At 64.7% G+C, this 326-nt stretch carries 1 pseudogene; it reads left to right on the forward strand.

From position 1 onward, the window contains the following. A pseudogene (locus tag RAD10_RS41600) lies at positions 1–326 on the forward strand (hybrid sensor histidine kinase/response regulator); the annotation flags it as partial.

The following is a 326-nucleotide window of genomic DNA, read 5'->3' on the forward strand; positions in this document are numbered from 1 at the left end:
GCCAAGGAAGCAAAGCCCGCCAAGGAGAAGGCCGCGCCGAAGAAGTCGATGGCCGACGAGGGCGCCAGCGAAGGCGACCGCATCGCCAACCAGTCGATCCGCGTCAACGTGGATACGCTGGAGCATCTGATGACCATGGTCTCCGAGCTGGTGCTGACCCGCAACCAGCTGCTGGAGATCTCCCGCCGCAACGAGGACACCGAGTTCAAGGTGCCGTTGCAGCGCCTGTCCAACGTCACCGCCGAGCTGCAGGAAGGCGTCATGAAGACGCGCATGCAGCCGATCGGCAATGCCTGGCAGAAGCTGCCCCGCATCGTCCGCGACCT

This window comes from Bradyrhizobium sp. 23AC, assembly GCF_054863025.1.